The sequence below is a fragment of the Aquamicrobium lusatiense genome, assembly GCF_014201615.1.
GTDB classification, from domain to species: Bacteria; Pseudomonadota; Alphaproteobacteria; order Rhizobiales; family Rhizobiaceae; genus Mesorhizobium; species Mesorhizobium lusatiense.
This window is the reverse complement of the sequence record NZ_JACHEU010000003.1, coordinates 37615-50420: the sequence shown is the minus strand read 5'-3', so window position 1 is coordinate 50420 and position 12806 is coordinate 37615. Positions and strand designations below refer to the sequence as shown.

Sequence of the window (12806 nt, the reverse complement as noted above, 5' to 3'; positions counted from 1 at the left end):
ATGGTTTTAACGCAGGGTATCCAGCGTCCAGCACCGCTCGTCCCCAAGCGTTTCGGGGGTATAGGTCACCAGCGGGGTGTAGATGACGGTTCGCGTCGAGCCGACCTCGTTCTTGTCCTGAAGTGCCGCGAGGATCAGCGCGTTGAGGTCGCGGCCCTGCCCGGGAACGTCGTAGCTGACGTAATACTGCCAGAGGCCTTCACGCAGTCCCCGGCAGGCCAGTTCGCCGCCACCGCCGGAGGTTGTCACGAGGATATCGCCGGGCTTCTTGCCGGCTTCCTGCAGCGCCGCTGCGGTGCCGACATCGGCATTGTCCCAGACACCGAGAATGGCGCAAAGATCGGGATGCTGCTGCAGCACCACCTGGGTGATCGACTTGGCCTTGGAGGATTCATAATCGCCGGTGGACTGCACCGAAACGATCTGGATCTTGGCATTGTCGTTCAGCACATTCTCGTAGCCCTTGAGCATATATGCCGAGAAGGGGCTGGTCGGAGGACCTGCCAGCACCAGAACCTTGCCGGGCTGATCGCCGCCGCCGCATTTGGCCACCGCGGCCTCTGCCTGCTTCTCACCGATCAGCTCGACATCGGCGCCGACAAACCCGGTGGTCTGGTAGTTGGTCTTCATGTTCAGCTGAATGACGTGAATGCCGGCCTTCTCGGCCTGCTGGAGAAGCTTGGCATAGGACTGAACGTCGGGGTTCTGCACGACGATGACGTCGGGCTTCTCGCTGATGAGCGAGGTGATGGTCTGCGCGCCGGCCGCCGTGTTGAAGTTTGAATTGCGCACTTCATAGCTGTAGCCAAGCTCACTGGCCTGACGGGACATGATCTTGGACCAGCCCTCGGTCAGGTCCAGCCCCATGAACACGGGTACGAACACCACCTTCCGGTCCTTGAGGTTCGTGTAATAGCTTTCCCGCAAGGGATCGCCCATGCTGGTCTGGGCGACGGCGTGGGTTGCGCCGCCGAGCATGGCCGCCATGGCGAGGCCGCAGGCAAATCTGGAAAGTCTGTTCATTCTAATCCTCCCGATGATTACGTTGTCCGCCATGCCGGCCTGATGCCGGCGGTGACGGGTTCAGATATCGCCCTGCTGTGAGGTCTCCTCGTTGCGGGGGTTGATGATGCTGTCGGCGAGAACCGCCAGCAGCAGCACGAGACCGCGCACCAGATTCTGCATCTCGAAAGACACGTTCATGATGGTGAGCCCGTTCATGATGGTGCCGATCAGCAGGGTGCCGATGATGACGTTGACGACGCCGCCGCGTCCGCCCGAAAGGCCGATGCCGCCAAGCACGACGACCAGGATGACGTCGTAAATCCAGGTGAGATTGAAGATGCGGGTATCCATGCTGGCCGATGAGGCGGCCAGAACCATGCCGGCGAAAAAGGCCACGCAGGAAGCGATGATGTATTGCATGACGAGCACCGGGCGCAGCGAAATTCCGGTCAGCCGGGTCGCGCCCGGATTGTCGCCCGAAGCATAAACGAACATGCCCGGCCGGGTGCGGTTCAGGAAGATCCCGACCAGTACCGCGACCACGGCGAAAGCCAGCACGGAATATGGAATTCCCAATATGCTGCCTCGTCCGATCCAGGCGATCACGTCAAGCTGGGCCGGCCATGAAACGATTTCATAGTCGAAGAGCCCGATCTGCCCGATACCGGCCACACCAATGCCCACGGCAAGCGTCGTGAACAGCGAGGGGATTTCGGCGTAAGCCACCAGCACGCCGTTGAGAGCGCCGATGGCGACCGCCATCAGCAGACCGGCAGCGAGTGCGGGAGCCACGCCATATCCCTTGGATGCCAGCATCAGAACCAGCGCCGAAGGCACGGCCAGCGAGGCGATCATCGACAGGTCGATGCCGCGCCCGATCACCACGATGGCCATGCCAAGGCCAAGAATGCCGAGCACGGCGACCGTGCGCATCAGCGTCAGCAGGTTGCCAAGGCTGAAGAAGCCGGGCAGCACCAGCGAATAGATCACGAAGATGACGATGAACAGCAGGGTGACGATCTTCAGCTGGTCGAAACCGGTCTTGCCCGATCCGCTGAGAAGAGCGGCAACCGAAGCCGGCCGGCCAGCCGTCTGACCCTCGACAGGGGTTTTCATGGACTTCCCTCCCTAAAGGCCTGGAGACCGCACTGGTGACACAGTCGCTTCTTTATGCGCTTTCACGCGCCCGGCCTGCTTGCATGTTACAGGTGCCACCAACTCCGCCCCGGTGGTCGCGCACCGCAATCTCCCACGCAGAGAAGACACTTTAATGATTCTTGAGTCAATAATCATTTTATGACGCGTCCGCCCTTGTTGCTCCGCCACGCCGTGATCTCCTGCGGGTCGAACAGGACGACCTGACGGATGGCTTCCCCGCGATCCAGCCGGTCGAAACCTTCATTGATGTCATCCAGGGAAAGCACGTCGGTCAGCAGGCGGTCGACCGGCAGCTTCCCGGCCCGGTAGAGGCTGATGAAGCGCGGAATATCGCGCTGCGGCACGCAGGAACCCATGTAGCTGCCTTTCACCGTGCGCTCGTCGGCCACGACATTCACGGCCGGAATCCTGAATTCGGCGGTCGGGGAGGCCAGTCCGGCAGAAACGGTCTGTCCGCCGCGGCGTGTGATGCGATAGGCGAGATCGAAGGCGGGCGCTGCTCCGGCAACCTCCACGGCGTGGTCGACGCCACCTCCTGTGTCCTTGCGCACCTCTTCGATCACGTTCTCGCCGGACGCGTTGTAGGTTCTCGTCGCGCCGAGGCTGCGCGCGATTGCCATCTTTTCCTGAGAAAGATCGATGGCGATGATCTCGGTCGCTCCGGCCGCCACCGCGCCCAGCAGGGCCGCAAGGCCAACCCCGCCCAGCCCGACGATTGCAACGCTCTGGCCGGGCTGAACGCGACAGGTATTGATGATTGCGCCGACGCCCGTCTGCACGGCACATCCAAAAAGCGCAAGCTCGGCGAACGGCACGTCCGGGGCATCGACCCTGACCACCGAATGGCGGGAAACCACCGCGTGATCGGCATATCCGGAAATGCCGCAATGATGGTGGATGTCATGGTGGTCGTGCTCATCATGCAGGCGGACCCCGCCCGCCATCATGACGCCTTTGCCGTTGGCCTCGGCACCGGGAATGCAGAGCGCCGGACGCCCCTCCGCACAGGGCAGGCAATGGCCGCAGCTCGGCTGGAAGGTCATCACCACCCGGTCGCCGGGAGCCAGATCCCGGATGCCGGCTCCCACCTCGACGACCGTGCCCGCAGCCTCATGGCCAAGCACCATCGGCGTCTGCCGGGGACGGTTGCCGTTGATCACCGACAGATCGGAGTGACACAGCCCGGCCGCGCCGATCCGCACCAGCAGCTCTTCCGGACCGGGCGGATCGAGTTCGATCTCCTCGATCGACAACGGCCGGCTTTGTGCAAAGGGTGCGGCAGCCGGCGATTGCTTCAGAATGGCAGCGCGAATCTTCATGGACACGGGTTCCCGAGGAAAAAGGGGCCGCCCCCGGGGGGTGTGTTGGGGGAAAGGCGGCCGGGAGAATTCAGACGGTTCGCCCACCGTCTACGGGCAGCAGCACGCCCGTTATGAACTCGGCGTCGTCGGAGGCCAGATAGAGCGTTGCCCGCGCAATATCTTCAGGGCGCGACATGCGTCCCATCGGAATCGTCGCCACGAAGCGGGCGCGGTTTTCCGGCGTGTCGGGAACGCCCATGAAAGCTTCCAGAAGCCCCGTCTCGCCCATGACCGGGCAGATGGCATTGACGCGGATCTTGTCGGGCGCAAGCTCCACGGCCATCGACTGCGACAGGATGTTCACGGCGCCCTTGGTGGAGTTGTACCAGGTCAGGCCCGGCCGTGGCCGGATGCCGGCAACCGAGCCGATATTGACGATCGAGCCGCCGCCAATGCTGCGCATCAGGGGCACGATGATGTTGGTGATGTGATAGATCGACTTCACGTTGATCGCATAGACGCGGTCGAACTCCTCCTCGCTCACCTCCAGCATCGGCTTGTTGCGATGCGTCCAGCCGGCGTTGTTCACGAAGACATTGGGAATGCCGAACGTATCGACCACCTTCTGCACCGCTTCTTCCATCTGCGTGCGGGAGGTGACGTCCGCGGTCAGGGCGACGGCGTTGGCGCCGATGTCGGCGGCCACTCTTTCCGCTGCCTCGCCTCTGAGATCGAGCACGCCGACCTTTGCGCCCTCGGCGGCGAAAAGCCTTGCGATTCCCTCACCGAAACCGCCTCCGGCTCCGGTTATGACGGCGATTTTCCCCGCCAGACGGCCCTGTTCTGCTGCCATGGCTTTCTCTCCTAGTCGTGTTTGATGACAATGGTCTTGAGCGCGGAGAACTCGTAGAGAGCCTCAAACCCTTTTTCGCGCCCATGGCCGGATTTCCGGGTGCCGCCGAAGGGCAGCTCGATGCCGCCGCCGGCGCCGTAGGCATTCACATAGACCTGACCGCCCCGCAGTTGCCGCGCAACGCGCAGCGCGCGGCTGCCGTCGCGGGTCCACACGCCGGCGATCAGCCCGTATTCCGTGCCATTGGCGAGCGCGACGGCATCGGCTTCATCCTCGAAGGGGATCGCCGCGAGAACCGGACCGAAGACTTCATCGAAAGCCAGCGCATTGTCACGCGGCACCGGGCCGAACACGACGGGAGGCACATAGAAGCCGCCGGCGGGCGCGTTCGGATCAATGCCGCCTTCCGCGATGACAGGAACGCCCTGTTCCTTCGCGCGGGCGATGAAGCCTTCGACACGCTCCTTCTGCCGGGCGCTGATGATCGACCCGAGATCGGGCTCGTCGTCCGGCAGGCCTGCCTTCAGCATCGAGAATTTTTCGGCGATGAGCGAAACCGTCCTGTCCCAGATCGGGCGCTGGATGAGCACGCGCGCGCCGGCCGAGCAGGTTTGCCCGGCGTTCTGTATGATGGCCGCGACGACGACCGGGACGGCGGCATCGAGATCGGCATCGTCGAAGAGGATCTGAGGGCTTTTTCCGCCCAGTTCGAGCACGCAGCCGATATGGTTGCGTGCAGCAGCGGTCTGGATCAGCGTGCCGACCTGCGGCGAACCGGTAAAGGAAATGAAATCGATGCCGGGATGCTCCGCCAGCGCCGCGCCCGCTTCGTGGCCGAGGCCCGGCACCACATTGACGGCCCCCCTCCGGGAAGCCCGCCCCGGCGGCGAGTTCGGCAATGCGCAGCACCGTCAGGCAGGCGTCTTCGGCCGGCTTCAGCACCGTGGCATTGCCCATGGCAAGTGCGGGACCCAGCGTGCGCCCGGTCATCTGCGCCGGATAGTTCCAGGGAATGACATGGCCGGTAACGCCCAGCGGCTCGCGCTCGCCGGTCACGTAGTAGCCGTTCATGAACGGGATCTGCTCGCCGTGGAACTTGTCCGCAGCGCCGCCGTAGAACTCGAAGTAGCGGGCCGTCGCCTGAATATCGGCACGGGCGGCGCGCAAAGGCTTGCCGCAGTCCCGGGCTTCGATGGCGGCCAGTTCCTCAAGGTTGTCGGTGACAAGCTGCGAGAGCCGCATCAGCAGGCGTCCGCGCTCGGTGGCGGTCAGGCGCGACCACGGGCCGCCCTCGAAGGCAGCGCGGGCCGCAGCCACGGCACGGTTCACATCCTGTGCATTGCCGGCGGCGATTTCCGCGAAAATGACGCCCTCGGCAGGCGCGATGACGGGCAGCGCCGCACCCGAAGAGGACGGCTCCCAGCGATTGTTGATGAAGCAGCCCTGTGCGGGCCGCAGTCCGGCCTCACGCGGATAGTTTTCAGCCACGCGGCTGCCCTCCCTGACAGGCCCGCCGCCATCCCGCCCAATGCGGCGGGACGGAAACCTGACAGGCCAAAACCTCCTCGGCGCCTTCGCGACGGTCTGCCGTAGCGGGGCGGTTGAGGCGATAGTGGCAGCTAAGCCGGCAGGAGGACAAATTCAGAAATTCGTCACCCCCCATATGTAAATGTTCTGACATCGGCTCGGGCGTGCCGCGTCAAATTATATGGGGCCTACACCACGCCCTTGCTGTCGGAACGGCTTTCCCGAACGGCCGTGGCGCCGGCCCAACGGCCGTTTTCCGACAGTTCGTGCAGCAGTTCGCGCACCAGATCGCGTATGGCCGCGACGGCGTTCGTCATCGGCCGTTCGACCGACGAGGCCAGATGAACAGAGCGGCGGATCGGCGGGTCGGTGATGCTCCAGCTGCGCAGGCTACCTGCCTGAACCTCCCGTGAAACGGCGTTCAGAGGCAGTACGGAGCAGCCGAAGCCCGCCGCCACCAGTTCCTTGATGTTCGAATAGGAATCGACCTCGATGCTGACGTTCATCTCCACGCGGGCGGCCCTGGCATGCTGATCCAGAAGCGAGCGCAGACCGTGGTCTTCCCCCGGCAGGATCATCGGCAGCCCCGCCACATCGGCAAGGCGGAGAGGCTTGCCCGACGGCGGCAGAGCGATCTCTTCCCCAAGACCGCGGCGCGGCGCGAAAAATACAAGTTCCTCTTCGAGCAGTTCGACCGTCGCCAGTCCCGCATCCGACACCTTGCGATATATGACCGCCAGATCGATGCGCGCGTCACGCATCCATTCCAGCACGAACCCGCTCATGGCCTCGGCGATGCGAAGCTGGATTTTCGGATAGCGCCGCCGCGCTTCGGTGATCAGCGGCACGGAGAGGATTTCGCTGACGGTCCCCGGCAATCCCAGACGCACCACGCCGGAAGGATCGTTCCTGTGGCCCCGGATTTCCTCTTCGGCAACGACGAGCTGGTCGAGAATGATGCGCGCATTCCTCAGCAGGATCTCGCCGGCCTCGGTCGGCACCACGCCCTGCGGGCTGCGAAACAGCAATTGCGTGCCGAGATCCGCCTCGATGTTGCGCACATGCAGCGACAGCGCCGGTTGCGCTATGTGCAGAATCTGTGCCGCCCGCGAAAACGAGCCCTGCTCAACGATGGCGATGAAGTATCGAAGCTGGCGAATGTCCATGCCGGATGACTACAACAACGGGTGCGGTTTCGCATCCTGATAGTGCGTTCTGCCTTCAGCCATGGATCATGTGGCCAGGCGCCCGATGTGCCTGTCAGCTCAGCCCGGCATCGGCAGCGCCCCTCATTCGGCAGCTCTGGCCTCGCCGAACTCGTCGAGTATTTCGGTCGTATGCGCGCCGAGCGCCGGGACCGGCCCCAGCTCGGTCGTCATGCCGTCGACCACCGTGCCCGGCGCCAGCATGCGTACCGGTCCGGTGGGGGTTTCGACCTGCACGTAGCGGTTCTGCGGGTGAGCGGCGAGATCCTGCAGCGTGGACACCCGTCCATAGGCAATCCGCGCCTTTTCCAGCCTTGCGACGATCTCGTCCCGGTGGAGCCTGCCGAACTCGCTTTCGATGATGGTGTTGAGAGCCGGGCGGTTGGCCACCCGCGCGGAATTGTCGTGGAAACGCGGATCGGAGGCCAGATCGGGCAGAAGCAGGACTTCGGCGCAGAACTGCGCCCATTCCCGCTCGTTCTGAATGGAGAACAGCACTTCCCGCCCCGAGTGGTCGGCATAGGCGCCATAGGGAGCGATGGTGGGATGCGTCAGGCCGTTGCGCGGCAGAACCTGACCGCCATAGACATATTGCAGGTAGGGGACGTTCATCCAGTCGGTCAGCGCATGGAAGAGCGAAATGGCGATGTGCCGGCCTTCCCCCGTGCGCTCCCTAGCATAGAGCGCCTGAAGCACCGCCTGATGTGCCGTTGCCCCGGCAGCTATGTCGCAGATCGAGATGCCGACCCGGGTCATGCCCTCAGGTGTGCCGGTGATGGAGGAAAGACCGCTTTCAGCCTGCACCAGCAGATCATAGGCCTTGAGGTTCCTGTACGGTCCGTCCTCGCCATAGCCGGAGATCGAAACCGTGATCAGGCGCGGATGGCGCTTGCGCAGCACCTCGGGCGCGAAGCCCAGCCTGTCGATCGCTCCGGGTGCCAGGTTTTGAATGAAGACATCCGCACGTGCGATCATCCTTTGAAGCGCAGCCCGCGCAGTTTCCTCGCGTAAATCGAGGCAGACGGATTGCTTGCCCCGGTTCAGCCACACGAAATATGCGCTCTCACCATGCACCAGCCGGTCATAGTTGCGGGCGAAGTCGCCTTCCGGTCGCTCGACCTTGATGACGCGCGCGCCTGCCTCCGCCAGCCGGGAAGAAACCAGCGGGGCGGCCACGGCCTGTTCGACCGACACCACGAGCAGGCCGGCAAGGTCGGTTTTGGTCATGTCTGCTCCCGTCAGAAGTTTCGGATGACCCCCGGGGTGGGTTGGGGCATCCTCGTACCGGCGGCAGAATTGACGAAAGCAGCCATCACATCAAATAACGGCTTTCTCCATCGGGCATAACGAAAACAGATGGCTCCGGCGCGCGTCGAGATACATTTGCGTTATGGAATTGAGATAAAAAATATATTTCCCTTTATACCCCTCTGTCCCCATCATCCCCGGGCCAGAGGGGAGCCGGAAAATCCGATGCCAGGGGAAATCGCCAGTCTGACATTGCCGCTTTTCGTGCCGGCCGACCGGCCGGAACGGTTCCTCAAGGCTGCCGCAGCCGGCGCCGACGCGGTGATCGTCGATCTGGAAGACGCCGTAGCGCCGGAGGCCAAAGCCGCGTCGCGCGACCTGCTCGTCGAAGGGCTGGCGGCCATGCCGCGGGCGATGCCCGTCCTGTTGCGCATCAATGGCACGGACACGGAATGGCACGAAGCCGACATCGAAGCTGCCCGTCGCCTGCCTCTTGCCGCGGTGATGGTGCCGAAAGCCGAAGAACCCGGAGATCTCCATCGGGTCGCAGATCGCTGCGGCTGTCCGGTGATCGCTCTGATCGAATCAGCTGCCGGCCTGCACCGGGCGGTGGGGATTGCGGGGGCTTCGGAACGCATAGCCTTCGGCTCCATCGATTTCGCCGCCGACCTTGCCATGGCCCATACGCGCCAGTCGCTGCTGATGGCACGCTCAACCCTTGTCATGGCGGCGCGCATCGCCCGAAAGGCCGCCCCTCTGGACGGCGTCACCACCGCCATCCACGATGCCGGTCTCATCGCAGAGGATTGCGCGCATGCGGTGGAGCTGGGTTTTTCCGGGAAGCTGCTGATCCATCCCGCCCAGATCGCCCCCGCCCGACGAGGCTTTGCGCCATCGCAGGATGAGCTTGGCTGGGCAAAGCGCGTGCTTGCGGCGCAGGCGGGCGGTGCCGCCGTTCGGGTCGACGGGGCGATGGTGGATGCGCCTGTGGTGCAACGGGCCCGGCAGATCATGGCCCGCCACGCGATGCCGGCCGGGAGGAGCGACATATGTCAGTGACCAGAACTCTGGCCGATTTCGCAGCGGGGTTCGCTGCGAACGAGATTCCGGCCGAAGTCACGGCGCGCGCGCTTGCACTGGTGACGGACCTGACGGGGTCGGTCCTGCGGGCGGCGCATGAAGCGGATTCAACGCCGGCGGTTCTTGCCATGCTTGGGCGGCTTGGCATGGACGGCGAAGGCCCGTGCACGGTTTTCGGCCTCAACCGCCATTATGGCGCGGCGGCTGCCGCCTTGCTCAACGGAACCCTCGGGCACAGTCTCGATTTCGACGACACCCACGCCGACAGTTCCCTGCACCCAAGCGCGCCGGTGGTTCCGGCAGCTCTTGCGGCGGCTGAGATGACGGGTGCATCGGGCGCGGAATTTCTTGCCGCGGTGGTCGTCGGTTTCGAGGTCTGCTGCCGGCTCGGAATGGCACTGGACCCGACTGCGCATTACGCGCGCGGCTTTCATCCCACCGCAACCGCCGGAACATTCGGCGCGGCAGCCGCCGCCGGGCGTTTGCTCGGCCTCGATGGAGACGCCATGGCCTCCGCCTTCGGGGTCGCCGCCAGCCAGGCGTCCGGATCGCTTCAGTTCCTCGTCAACGGCGCATGGAACAAGCGATATCAGGTGGGCGAAGCGGCCATGAAGGGGCTGATGGCCGCCACCCTTGCGGATTCCGGGTTTGTCGGCGCCGAGGACGCGATCGACGGCAAGCACGGGTTTCTCGGCGGCTACAGCGACGGCGCAGAACCGTCCCGGGTTGTTGCGGGCCTTGGCGGCGTCTGGGAAACCATGCGCATCGGCGTCAAGCCTTACCCGGCCTGCCGCTATACCCACGCCGCCGTGGACGGCATTCTCGCCCTGAGGGCGGAACTGGGCCTTGCACCGGAGGATGTGCAGAAAATCACCGTGGGGCTGCACCGCAACGGCATTACCCTTGTCGGCGCGCCGCTTGAGGAAAAGCGGCGGGCCCGCAGCGTGGTCGAAGGCCAGTTCTCGATGCCGTTCGCCGCAGCCGTCGCCCTGTTGCGCGGGCGCTTCGGCTGGGATGATTACGACCTGCTCGGAAAAGCGGAGGTCGAGGCGCTGGCCGATCGCGTCGATGTGGTGCGCGACGAAACGCTCGAAGGGCTGCGCCATCCATTCGGCGCGACCCTGACGCTGCGCACAGGCGATGTCGATCACCGTCTTCGCATTGCCGACCCATCCGGCGAGCCGGGCAGTTTCCCGGACCGCGAAGCGATGGCAACGAAGTTCAGGACACTTGCCGGCCCCGTGCTCAACCATGGCGCCGACGCCCTGCTGGCCCGCCTTGGCGAACTGCCGCAAGCCCCTTCGCTGCGCGGCTGGTTCGGCTGATCGCGCCAGCGCCCGCATTTCCACCGGAGACCTGCCTTGAAAGACATAAACAGTCAGCACGAAACCCATGCCGAACTGCGTGAAGGCATCCGCGCGCTGTGCGCCGGTTTCCCGGCCGAGTATCACCGGAAGGTGGATGAGGCGCGTGCCTATCCTGAAGAATTCGTCGACGCGCTCACGAAGGAAGGCTGGATGTCGGCGCTGATCCCGGAAGCCTATGGCGGCTCGGGTCTCGGCCTGACCGAAGCGGCGATCATCATGGAGGAGATCAACCGCGCCGGCGGCAATTCGGGTGCCTGCCATGGGCAGATGTACAATATGAACACGCTGGTCCGGCATGGGTCGGACGAGCAGCGGCGGAAATACCTGCCAAGGATCGCGAGCGGCGAGTTGCGCCTGCAAAGCATGGGCGTCACCGAACCGACAACCGGGACCGACACCACCCAACTGAAGACGGCGGCGGTCAGGAAAGGCGACCGCTGGGTCATCAACGGGCAGAAAACATGGATCAGCCGGGTGCAGCATTCCGATCTGATGATCCTGCTTGCCCGCACCACGCCGCTGGATCAGGTGAAGAAGAAATCAGAGGGACTTTCGATCTTCCTGGTCGACGTGAAGGAGGCGATGAAGAAGGGGATGCAGGTGCGCCCCATCCTGAACATGGTCAATCACGAGACCAACGAGCTGTTCTTCGATGACCTCGAAATCCCGGCAGAAAACCTGATTGGCGAAGAGGGACAGGGCTTCAGATATATCCTGACCGGCCTCAATGCCGAGCGGGCGCTGATCGCCGCCGAATGCATCGGCGACGGCTACTGGTTTACCGACAGGATCGTCGCTTACGCATCGGATCGCGTGGTGTTCGGCCGCCCGATCGGCCAGAACCAGGGCGTGCAGTTTCCGATTGCCGAGGCCTATATCGAAATCGAGGCGGCCAACCTCATGCGCAACGAGGCCTGCCGCAAGTTCGACGCCGGCATGCCCTGCGGAGCCGAAGCGAATATGGCGAAGTATCTGGCGGCAAAGGCAAGCTGGGAGGCAGCCAATGCCTGCCTGCAGTTCCACGGCGGTTTTGGCTTCGCCTGCGAATATGATGTGGAGCGTAAATTCCGCGAGACCCGCCTTTATCAGGTGGCTCCGATTTCGACCAATCTCATTCTGTCCTATGTGGCAGAGCATATTCTTGGCCTTCCCCGCTCTTTCTGAAGCCGGCGCATCGTCACGGCTCAGGCGAAAAAAGAGGATCCTGCATTGCTCGATTTGGACCATCTGAAAAGCTGGATCGGCACCACCCGCGAAAGCCGGGACGTGATCTCGCCGCGTCTCGCAAACGGCCTCGCCGCCGTGCTGGACGAGGCGCCGCGTCTCGGGGAAGGTGATCCGGCGCCCGCCGGCATCCACTGGTGCCTGTCACCGGATATCGCGCCGATGTCGGGCCTCGGGCCGGACGGCCATCCTGCGCGCGGCGATTTCCTGCCGCCGGTCGCCCTGCCCCGCCGCATGTGGGCGGGTGGGGAGCTGGTGTTTTCGGGGGACTTCCGGGTCGGCGACGCCATGATCCGGCGTTCCCGCATAGCTGATGTGGCGCTGAAGACCGGCCGCACGGGCATGCTGTGCTTCGTCACGGTCACTCACGACTATTCCGGTCCCCGTGGGCAGGTGCTGAGCGAGCGTCAGGATATCGTCTACCGGCCGGTCCGGACGGCATCGGCCGGAGCCGCGCAGGACATTCCGCAGCCGTCGCCCGACGCCTCGCATGAGGTCGGGGCGAGCCCGGTTCTTCTGGCCCGTTATTCGGCGGTCACGTTCAACGGACACAGGATCCATTACGATCGTGACTATTGCCAGCGGGAGGAAGGGTATCCGGGTCTCGTGGTGCACGGCCCGCTTCAGGCAACCTATCTTCTGCGGCTTGTCTGCCGCATGAATGAAGGCCGCATGCCTGCCCGTTTCGCGTTTCGCAGCATTGCGCCCTTGTTTGACGGCGGCAGTTTCACCGTGAACGCCGCAGCCAGCGCACAGGATCACACGCTCTGGGTCCGCTCGCAGACCGGCAGCGTCACCATGCAGGCTTCAGCCAGCAGAGAACCGGCAGCGTAAACCG

General features: G+C 64.1%; 10 protein-coding genes and 1 pseudogene. 4 read left to right on the top strand and 7 right to left on the bottom strand.

Annotation, left to right across the window (positions count from 1 at the left end; translation table 11 throughout):
* Nucleotides 1-6 precede the first annotated feature (6 nt).
* From HNR59_RS15930 to HNR59_RS15900, 7 genes and pseudogenes are all read right to left on the bottom strand, one after another.
* Nucleotides 7-1023 (bottom strand): sugar ABC transporter substrate-binding protein, encoded by a 1017-nt coding sequence (locus HNR59_RS15930; protein ID WP_183832022.1) that lies wholly within the window; start codon nucleotides 1021-1023, stop codon nucleotides 7-9.
* A gap of 60 nt (nucleotides 1024-1083) precedes the next feature.
* Nucleotides 1084-2121, bottom strand: coding sequence for an ABC transporter permease (locus tag HNR59_RS15925; protein WP_183832021.1), 1038 nt, complete (start codon nucleotides 2119-2121; stop codon nucleotides 1084-1086).
* Between the two features lie 173 nt (nucleotides 2122-2294).
* Nucleotides 2295-3482 (bottom strand): zinc-dependent alcohol dehydrogenase family protein, encoded by a 1188-nt coding sequence (locus HNR59_RS15920; RefSeq protein WP_183832020.1) that lies wholly within the window; start codon nucleotides 3480-3482, stop codon nucleotides 2295-2297.
* 70 nt (nucleotides 3483-3552) lie between these two features.
* On the bottom strand, nucleotides 3553-4317 hold the full coding sequence (locus HNR59_RS15915; RefSeq protein ID WP_183832019.1) for an SDR family oxidoreductase: 765 nt from the start codon (nucleotides 4315-4317) through the stop codon (nucleotides 3553-3555).
* Between the two features lie 11 nt (nucleotides 4318-4328).
* A pseudogene (locus HNR59_RS15910) lies at nucleotides 4329-5775 on the bottom strand (aldehyde dehydrogenase family protein).
* A gap of 257 nt (nucleotides 5776-6032) precedes the next feature.
* Nucleotides 6033-7010 carry a LysR substrate-binding domain-containing protein gene (locus tag HNR59_RS15905; RefSeq protein WP_183832018.1) on the bottom strand — a complete coding sequence of 326 codons (978 nt, stop codon included), beginning with the start codon at nucleotides 7008-7010 and terminating at the stop codon, nucleotides 6033-6035.
* A 123-nt stretch (nucleotides 7011-7133) separates the two neighbouring features.
* Complete coding sequence (locus HNR59_RS15900) at nucleotides 7134-8276, bottom strand: CaiB/BaiF CoA transferase family protein (RefSeq protein ID WP_183832017.1); 1143 nt, start codon at nucleotides 8274-8276, stop codon at nucleotides 7134-7136.
* Between the two features lie 246 nt (nucleotides 8277-8522).
* Between HNR59_RS15900 and HNR59_RS15895 the strand changes: the two genes are divergently transcribed.
* Genes HNR59_RS15895 through HNR59_RS15880 form a run of 4 tightly spaced genes read left to right on the top strand, consistent with a single transcriptional unit; the run spans nucleotide 8523 to nucleotide 12802 of the window.
* Entirely contained in the window at nucleotides 8523-9356 is an 834-nt protein-coding gene (locus HNR59_RS15895) for an HpcH/HpaI aldolase/citrate lyase family protein (protein ID WP_183832016.1), read from the top strand.
* Nucleotides 9347-10702: an MmgE/PrpD family protein gene (locus tag HNR59_RS15890; RefSeq protein ID WP_183832015.1), complete on the top strand. Its 1356-nt coding sequence runs from the start codon at nucleotides 9347-9349 to the stop codon at nucleotides 10700-10702. Before HNR59_RS15895 ends, HNR59_RS15890 begins: the two co-directional genes overlap by 10 nt.
* Before the next feature lie 45 nt (nucleotides 10703-10747).
* Complete coding sequence (locus HNR59_RS15885; protein ID WP_183832245.1) at nucleotides 10748-11908, top strand: acyl-CoA dehydrogenase family protein; 1161 nt, start codon at nucleotides 10748-10750, stop codon at nucleotides 11906-11908.
* Nucleotides 11909-11953: 45 nt separating this feature from the next.
* Nucleotides 11954-12802, top strand: a complete 849-nt coding sequence (locus tag HNR59_RS15880) for an HTD2 family dehydratase (RefSeq protein ID WP_183832014.1) — start codon at nucleotides 11954-11956, stop codon at nucleotides 12800-12802.
* The last annotated feature ends 4 nt before the right edge of the window (nucleotides 12803-12806 follow it).

Bases quoted from the DNA above. Each gene is read 5' to 3' on its own strand.
- HNR59_RS15930 (WP_183832022.1), bottom strand. From the start codon at position 1,023: ATGAACAGACTTTCCAGATTTGCCTGCGGCCTCGCCATGGCGGCCATG.
- HNR59_RS15925 (WP_183832021.1), bottom strand. From the start codon at position 2,121: ATGAAAACCCCTGTCGAGGGTCAGACGGCTGGCCGGCCGGCTTCGGTT.
- HNR59_RS15920 (WP_183832020.1), bottom strand. From the start codon at position 3,482: ATGAAGATTCGCGCTGCCATTCTGAAGCAATCGCCGGCTGCCGCACCC.
- HNR59_RS15915 (WP_183832019.1), bottom strand. From the start codon at position 4,317: ATGGCAGCAGAACAGGGCCGTCTGGCGGGGAAAATCGCCGTCATAACC.
- HNR59_RS15905 (WP_183832018.1), bottom strand. From the start codon at position 7,010: ATGGACATTCGCCAGCTTCGATACTTCATCGCCATCGTTGAGCAGGGC.
- HNR59_RS15900 (WP_183832017.1), bottom strand. From the start codon at position 8,276: ATGACCAAAACCGACCTTGCCGGCCTGCTCGTGGTGTCGGTCGAACAG.
- HNR59_RS15895 (WP_183832016.1), top strand. From the start codon at position 8,523: ATGCCAGGGGAAATCGCCAGTCTGACATTGCCGCTTTTCGTGCCGGCC.
- HNR59_RS15890 (WP_183832015.1), top strand. From the start codon at position 9,347: ATGTCAGTGACCAGAACTCTGGCCGATTTCGCAGCGGGGTTCGCTGCG.